Raw genomic sequence first — 5,950 nt, forward strand, 5'->3', positions numbered from 1 at the left:
GCATTAACAAGGGCATCGTATCCTTCACTCTGGATCTTTGCGATCGTTTTACTCCCCATGATGATTCACCTCCATCAACCAGTGCAGCGGATTATCTGCACATACAGATGTACGTGGTGCATTCTTCATCATAATCTTTACCAGAGCATCATCGGTTGTGAGCAGTACCGCCCCGGCTTTTTCAGCGCAGGCACTATGAACCGCATCCATACCCATAACACCGAGATTCTCAAATTCTTCTGCCCGTGACAGCAGGATATCATCAACCCGAATCGTCTCACGAGCCCTCTGAACCAGACGCAATGCGTGCGATCGTTTCGCAGGATCTCCGATAAGTCCAATCTCATACAGGACCGCGGTACTGGTTACCAGCTCCCAGTCAAGAGAACAGCGTTTGAGGATCGAAAGGATTGCCTCCGTTTCCAGTCGGACTCGTGTCTCACTATGATTATCGAACGGCCGGCACAAGCAGCAAACATCCAGATAAATCTTCATAGCATTCCTGTTTTTAGTATTCCCCCCGTAAACCGATAAATGATCGTACTGGGAAAAACCCACAACGGCTTTGTACTATACACTGACTTTTCCTCATTGTCCGGAACCTTACATAATCACCACTGTCTCCCCCCATCTGTTTCCATTCCCGTTTCCTATCCGGCCCGCTTTCCCGGTTCGCCTGTGTCTCCCTCTCCTGCTCCCGCTTGACAACTTGTCGCATACACTCCCCGGCCCGCCGTATCCCCCTTGTGTCCGCCCGGGGCCTGCTTCTTTTCCCGGCGTTTGTCAAGCTGATCCATTAACAGTTCCATAAAAAGATTCGCCCTACCGTGTCTCCCGGCACTATGTGGTGCACTACTCCGGCTGGCAATCCGGGCCGCTGGCGTAGCGGGTTCCCCGGCAGATCCTTTCCCGGGTGTGCTGTCCCCGCTCTTCTCATTCTCCGCTCACCATGATTGCATTTCGTCATGACAGAAAACATGTATAGCCTGCACGACCAAGGAATAATCATGCAATATACGGTAGTGCCCGGACCGCAGGATGAAGGCGGGTTTACTGTACAGTGCGCCCGGGATCCCGGGAGCAATCAGCCAGGGAGAGACGCGGGAAGAAGCACTTGCCAATATCAAAGAAGCGATAGAACTTGTTCTTGAAGTGCAGCGGGAAGAGCTGCACCGGAAGACTTCTGCCGTCCGCCGCGAGATATCCAAAGTCGCAGATTTCTGCTGAAATCTTCTCCTGCTCGTGGTTCTGATAAACCACTCGCATGTTGAAGTAGCGGATGTCGCTTAAACTGCCGGTATTTTTAACCATCCTGAACAGCAGGCACAAATTTCCGGGACCGGAAGGTCAGAACTCAATGTTCTCGGGGATTACTGCCCTGATCCCCGGGATCCGGTTGAAATGATCGCAATTCCGTGTCACGATCTCGTCAGTTCCCATGGAACGGGCCGTTGCTGCGATCAGGCAATCATTGAACTCGATCTTTTTACCGGCCTTTGAGAGCCCGGCAAAGATCTTTCCACTTTCAAATGCAATGGGCTCGGTGAGATCGATGATCCCGACATAGGAAAGGAGCGACTCGGTTTTGTTCATGGCATCGCCAAGAGGCGAGAGAGCAGCACCGGCGCTCAGCTCGGCAACCGTGATGACGGAAACAAAACCGGCATTTTTGTTGGAAAAACTTTCAAAAAGCTCCAGTGATCGCTCGGCTCCTTTTGTCCGGAGGACATCCACGCAGATGCTGGTATCGAGAAAAAAATTCATAGCGGTTCGATCTTTCTCGAAGTCCTGAGGTTCCGCTCGAACTCCGCACTGTCGACATCGTACCCCCAGGCACCGCTCAGGGATCTGACCGGCAATCTTTCGATAATCTTCACGAAAACTTCCCCGCTTCCCGAATCGAGCCCGCGTTCAAGTTCAAGGTGAAAATTGTCGATGACTTTTGCTTTTATTGTTGTCATGGGCCATTCACCGGTACTGTATCATCAACGCCCGTTGACAATAAGGTTTGCATGACGCCGGAGACTGCAATCCGGACTGGCCGGCAAGGTCATGGTATCCGGTCATCATTCTTCTCCCGCTCCCGGTCCCTTTTCCCGGTTCGCCTGTGTCTCCCCTCCTGCTCCCGTGCGGCTGGCCTGCGCCAGGACCTGTGCTGCCACCGCCCGGCCGGATCTGTGGAGAGATGCCGGGTGGGAAGGTTACGGACCGTTTCCGGATATAACTGACATTGTTTAACGGGCCGGGATAGCTTGCGTTTATTATCTCGTTCACCTATCTTTAATAGAACAGAACTGAACGGAAAGAAGCTGCAAGTACAAGAACCCGGTTGCTGAACAACACCCAAAACCAGATCCAGCGTTTGTATCATGAAAAAGACGGTACCGAACTCCCGGACAAAGAGATCCCTGGAAGAGATGAAGGCCCTTCTCCGCCAGAGGTTGCCGGAACTCCGGCATATGTACGGGATCACCTCCCTTGAGATTTTTGGTTCCTGGGTACGGGGCGAGCAGACCAAAAGAAGCGACCTGGATATTCTTGTGGAGTTCGATCCTGCACGGAAGCTCTCACTCTTCGATCTTGTTTCCCTTGAGCAGGATTTGTCATCCTATCTTGCTGTTCCGATCGATCTGGTTGAAAAAAGTGCTGTCAAGCCGGCCCTCCGCAATCGTATCATCAGTGAGGCAGTCTCTCTATGAAATCCGCCCGGGATTTTGATGTCTACTTAGAGGATATGCTGCATGCTGCAGAGAAAGCCTGCGAGTTTACCCGGGGAATGGATCTCTCCGCATTCCTCAGCAACGATGAGAAGATATTCGCAGTCACCCGGGCACTTGAGATCATTGGCGAGGCGGCAAAACATGTCCCGGAATCTGTCCAGAAAGAATACCCGGATATACCCTGGCGGGCAATTGCCGGGACGAGGGACAAGCTGATCCATGCCTATTTCGATGTCCATGTCCAGCACTTATGGACTACTGTCGAACAGGATCTTCCTCCCCTGAAGACCGGGCTCAAACGGATACTCCGGGATCTTCGGAACAAGGGCTCGCGGGAATAAGTGCCTGTCCGATACCTCCCTCCCGCAGTCCCTCTTCTGCATAATCCTCCCCCGGCCAAAGGACTGGATGGCATCGTCGTACTGCCCGGGTTCCATCAGGCAGCAGCCGAGGTTGTTCCAGAGGATGAACGAGTCCGGGTCATCCGAATTACAGTATCTATTTATTCGATATTCCTCTCTCCTCCATATCGCTCATATATATGAAGTGCCAATATTCCATGACGAACATGAGAGATACTTCCGAGATACTGGAACAACTGCGGGTCATGAGGCACGAGTTGAGGGAGCAGTATCACGTACGGAACATCGGTATCTTTGGATCCTACTCACGGAAACTCCAGACCGAACAGAGCGATCTCGATCTCGTTGTGGAATTTGATGAACCGATTGGCATGATGGCGTTCGTGCACCTGAAAAAACTGATCTCGGATCGTCTCAATATCGCGGTGGATCTCGTGACTCCCGAGGGGCTCCATCCCCTGATCCGCGATCAGGTTATGCACGAGGTCGTCTATGTCTGAAAGGCGATCCTCCCGTCTCCTGTTGTTTGATATTTACCAGTCCGTGGAAAAGATCGAACTATTCACCCGGGGCATTTCGTTCGATCAGCTGATGGCCGATGAACGGACAAAGGATGCGATCCTTCGTAATCTTCAGGTTATCGGGGAAGAGGTGAAGAACCCTGCGGGTTCTTCTTAAATTTCACCCCATCGGGGATTCAATATCTCCAAGAACCTTCCGGACGCCCTCATGATCGATCACCCGGAAGTGGACTGGAGTGGTCTTGCCGGTGTCCGGGATATCATTACCCACCGGTATTTCCGTGTTGACTGGAATCTGCTCTGGATAAGTATTCGTGAAGAATTACCGGCTCTTAAAAGCCAGATTAAGCATCTCATGGAAGAAGAGTAAGGATAGTCCGGTGCTTATGCATTGCACCGGGAATGACTTCACCCATCTGTCTGTGGTCTCTCTCCCTCTCTTTTCGTTTTCTTACAGACAACCGCGACAACAAAGCTCATTGCCCGTGCTCGATAATCTATCCGGTTGAGAAGAGATGGCAAATTATCATTTTACGGTCACCATCTGGGAAGAAGATGGTGTGTATGTATCAAAGTGCGTTGAACTGGAAGTGGCGAGCTGTGGCGATACCCCCAAAGAAGCACTCGAAAATATCCGGGAGGCGATCGATCTCTATCTGAAAAATGCACGCGAATACGATATGACCGGCGATATCGAACCTTCCATTTCGTCCCCGGAAAAATTTACCTCCGTTATTGAGGTCGAGGCGTGAAACTCCCCCGGGTCTCCTCGGCTTTCCTGATCAAACGACCGATGAAGAGGGGATTTTTAGAAGGTCCGCCACCAGGGTAAAGGCAGCCACGCCGGTTACTGACGCTCAAATTCATCGATACATGGTTCAAGCGTTGCGATGAGATGCGGGATGTCCTCTTTAACCGTGTCCCAGATCTCGTCAAGATCCACTTTGCCATAGGAATGAATGAGCATGTCCCGCATCCGTGCCATAGATGACCATTCGATTGACGAGAACCGGCGTATTGTCTCCGGGGAGAGCCGCTTTTTATACTTCCCCGATCACTTCGAGGCACCGGATAACTGCGTACTGGCCCTTCCGATCCGAAAGAAAGGATTCCCGGGTCTGGTTCTTCGTGAACTCGTGTGCGTCCTTTGCCATAAGGAGAAGGTCGAGAAGATAGGCATCGTCACGCGACATAGACCGGCACCATTGTTGAAAGGATCGTCTTTTTCCGTATGTGATTCCGGCTTTGTTCTATGGCCTTGCGGGTAATGAGATCGATACGCCTGCCAAAAACCCGTTCCAGTTCTTCCTCCATTTTTGCGAGATGAAGAAGGGTATGCACAGAGCCGGGTTTGAAATCCACGATGATATCAATGTCACTTTCCGGGCGGAAATCAGCCCTTAAGGCAGAGCCGAAGACCAGGAGTTCGCGTACGTTCCACTTTTTACAGAACTCTTCTATCTTTTTTTCCCGGCTCATGATGAGTGGATTCATGATCGTTTCACTCCCGAATTTCCCTGTACCTGATGAATATCGCTCTTGTTTACGGTTTTGGACGCTGGCTGTTTATAGATTCTTGCTCTGGGGCGGGGGTACCGGCAACTGCAAAAGAATTATTCTCTCATATCATGCCGGAGTATAGATCTCTTTTTCCCTTTCCTTGTGATGGCCGTTCGATCGTTTCCCGCTGATTAGACGGGAGCTGCGTTCCCGGTTCGCCTGTGTCCCCTCTCCTGCTCCCGTGCGGCTGGCATGCGCCAGAATTTGTGCTGCCGCCCGGCCGGAATATGTTTTTTAGAAATCCCGGTATGCCTGTTTCCTGTGTTCGATCTCAAGAACATGAATAATCAGGAGGTCATCATGGATTGAGAGCAGTGCACGAACGTCTCTTCTGACACGGAGTGAATACACCGGATGATCCGGGTTTGACGCCTTCATTTTTTTGATGAACTGGTACGGGTCTTCCCGTATCTGGTGAATCGCACTGACAACCTTCCGGGCAATCTCCCGGGGTAATTTTTCCAGATCCCGGTCTGCACGATGGGTGTACTGTACTCTGTACGGGCTCATTCAGCACCGTATTTCTTCCGGATTTCCTCTTCAGGGATCAGGTTTCCCGCTTTGATATCATGGAGACCTTCTTCCAGACCCCGGATAGCATCGGCACTGAGCGGTTCATCGTCAACAGCAAGATTCACCAGGCGTTCAATAACGTCATTGTACGATTCTTTCGGGTGACGTTTCAGGGTGTTCAGCTGGGTTTTGAGATCTTCCCGGATGTAAATGGAACTTGCAGCCTGCATAGTAAGACCTATAGGTGACTATAGATATTAAACCAGATCCTTCG

The 5,950-nt window shown here is 51.3% G+C and carries 13 protein-coding genes and 1 pseudogene; 6 read left to right on the top strand and 8 right to left on the bottom strand.

What is annotated here, in order from left to right; translation table 11 throughout:
* Positions 1–48: 48 nt before the first annotated feature.
* Positions 49–495, bottom strand: a complete 447-nt coding sequence (locus PHF39_RS13455; protein WP_300224984.1) for a PIN domain-containing protein — start codon at positions 493–495, stop codon at positions 49–51.
* 543 nt (positions 496–1,038) lie between these two features.
* On the opposite strand from PHF39_RS13455, the gene PHF39_RS13460 reads away from it, so the two are divergent.
* Positions 1,039–1,227 carry a type II toxin-antitoxin system HicB family antitoxin gene (locus PHF39_RS13460; RefSeq protein ID WP_300224987.1) on the top strand — a complete coding sequence of 63 codons (189 nt, stop codon included), beginning with the start codon at positions 1,039–1,041 and terminating at the stop codon, positions 1,225–1,227.
* Between the two features lie 120 nt (positions 1,228–1,347).
* Here the strand turns inward: PHF39_RS13460 and PHF39_RS13465 are convergent, their stop codons facing one another.
* Together PHF39_RS13465 and PHF39_RS13470 are read right to left on the bottom strand one after the other, a co-directional pair.
* Complete coding sequence (locus tag PHF39_RS13465; RefSeq protein WP_300224990.1) at positions 1,348–1,764, bottom strand: type II toxin-antitoxin system VapC family toxin; 417 nt, start codon at positions 1,762–1,764, stop codon at positions 1,348–1,350.
* The gene (locus PHF39_RS13470) at positions 1,761–1,961 is read right to left on the bottom strand and encodes a hypothetical protein (protein WP_300224993.1); all 201 of its coding nucleotides are present in this window, start codon (positions 1,959–1,961) and stop codon (positions 1,761–1,763) included. The genes PHF39_RS13465 and PHF39_RS13470 overlap by 4 nt, the downstream gene beginning before the upstream one ends.
* 408 nt (positions 1,962–2,369) lie before the next feature.
* Here PHF39_RS13470 and PHF39_RS13475 point away from each other — a divergent pair, with 408 nt between their 5' ends.
* From PHF39_RS13475 to PHF39_RS13495, 5 genes and pseudogenes are all read left to right on the top strand, one after another.
* Positions 2,370–2,699, top strand: coding sequence for a nucleotidyltransferase family protein (locus PHF39_RS13475; protein WP_300224996.1), 330 nt, complete (start codon positions 2,370–2,372; stop codon positions 2,697–2,699).
* Positions 2,700–2,734: 35 nt separating this feature from the next.
* Positions 2,735–3,061 (top strand): DUF86 domain-containing protein, encoded by a 327-nt coding sequence (locus PHF39_RS13480; protein WP_300224999.1) that lies wholly within the window; start codon positions 2,735–2,737, stop codon positions 3,059–3,061.
* Between the two features lie 227 nt (positions 3,062–3,288).
* Positions 3,289–3,582, top strand: coding sequence for a nucleotidyltransferase family protein (locus tag PHF39_RS13485; RefSeq protein WP_300225002.1), 294 nt, complete (start codon positions 3,289–3,291; stop codon positions 3,580–3,582).
* Positions 3,575–3,973 (top strand): annotated as a pseudogene (locus PHF39_RS13490) (DUF86 domain-containing protein). Before PHF39_RS13485 ends, PHF39_RS13490 begins: the two are co-directional and overlap by 8 nt.
* Positions 3,974–4,118: 145 nt before the next feature.
* The gene (locus tag PHF39_RS13495) at positions 4,119–4,355 is read left to right on the top strand and encodes a type II toxin-antitoxin system HicB family antitoxin (RefSeq protein ID WP_300225005.1); all 237 of its coding nucleotides are present in this window, start codon (positions 4,119–4,121) and stop codon (positions 4,353–4,355) included.
* Positions 4,356–4,450: 95 nt separating this feature from the next.
* On the opposite strand, the gene PHF39_RS13500 is transcribed toward PHF39_RS13495, so the two are convergent.
* From PHF39_RS13500 to PHF39_RS13520, 5 genes are all read right to left on the bottom strand, one after another.
* A complete protein-coding gene (locus tag PHF39_RS13500) occupies positions 4,451–4,621 on the bottom strand; it encodes a HepT-like ribonuclease domain-containing protein (RefSeq protein ID WP_300225016.1) in 171 nt (56 codons plus the stop codon).
* Between the two features lie 22 nt (positions 4,622–4,643).
* Entirely contained in the window at positions 4,644–4,796 is a 153-nt protein-coding gene (locus PHF39_RS13505) for a HepT-like ribonuclease domain-containing protein (RefSeq protein WP_300225007.1), read from the bottom strand.
* The gene (locus PHF39_RS13510) at positions 4,786–5,097 is read right to left on the bottom strand and encodes a nucleotidyltransferase family protein (protein WP_300225009.1); all 312 of its coding nucleotides are present in this window, start codon (positions 5,095–5,097) and stop codon (positions 4,786–4,788) included. The genes PHF39_RS13505 and PHF39_RS13510 overlap by 11 nt, the downstream gene beginning before the upstream one ends.
* A 300-nt stretch (positions 5,098–5,397) precedes the next feature.
* A complete protein-coding gene (locus PHF39_RS13515; protein WP_300225012.1) occupies positions 5,398–5,673 on the bottom strand; it encodes a type II toxin-antitoxin system RelE/ParE family toxin in 276 nt (91 codons plus the stop codon).
* Positions 5,670–5,906, bottom strand: a complete 237-nt coding sequence (locus PHF39_RS13520; protein ID WP_015285778.1) for a hypothetical protein — start codon at positions 5,904–5,906, stop codon at positions 5,670–5,672. The genes PHF39_RS13515 and PHF39_RS13520 overlap by 4 nt, the downstream gene beginning before the upstream one ends.
* Positions 5,907–5,950: the final 44 nt, after the last annotated feature.

Origin of the sequence: Methanoregula sp. (assembly GCF_028712425.1) — an archaeon.
GTDB lineage: Archaea > Halobacteriota > Methanomicrobia > Methanomicrobiales > Methanospirillaceae > Methanoregula.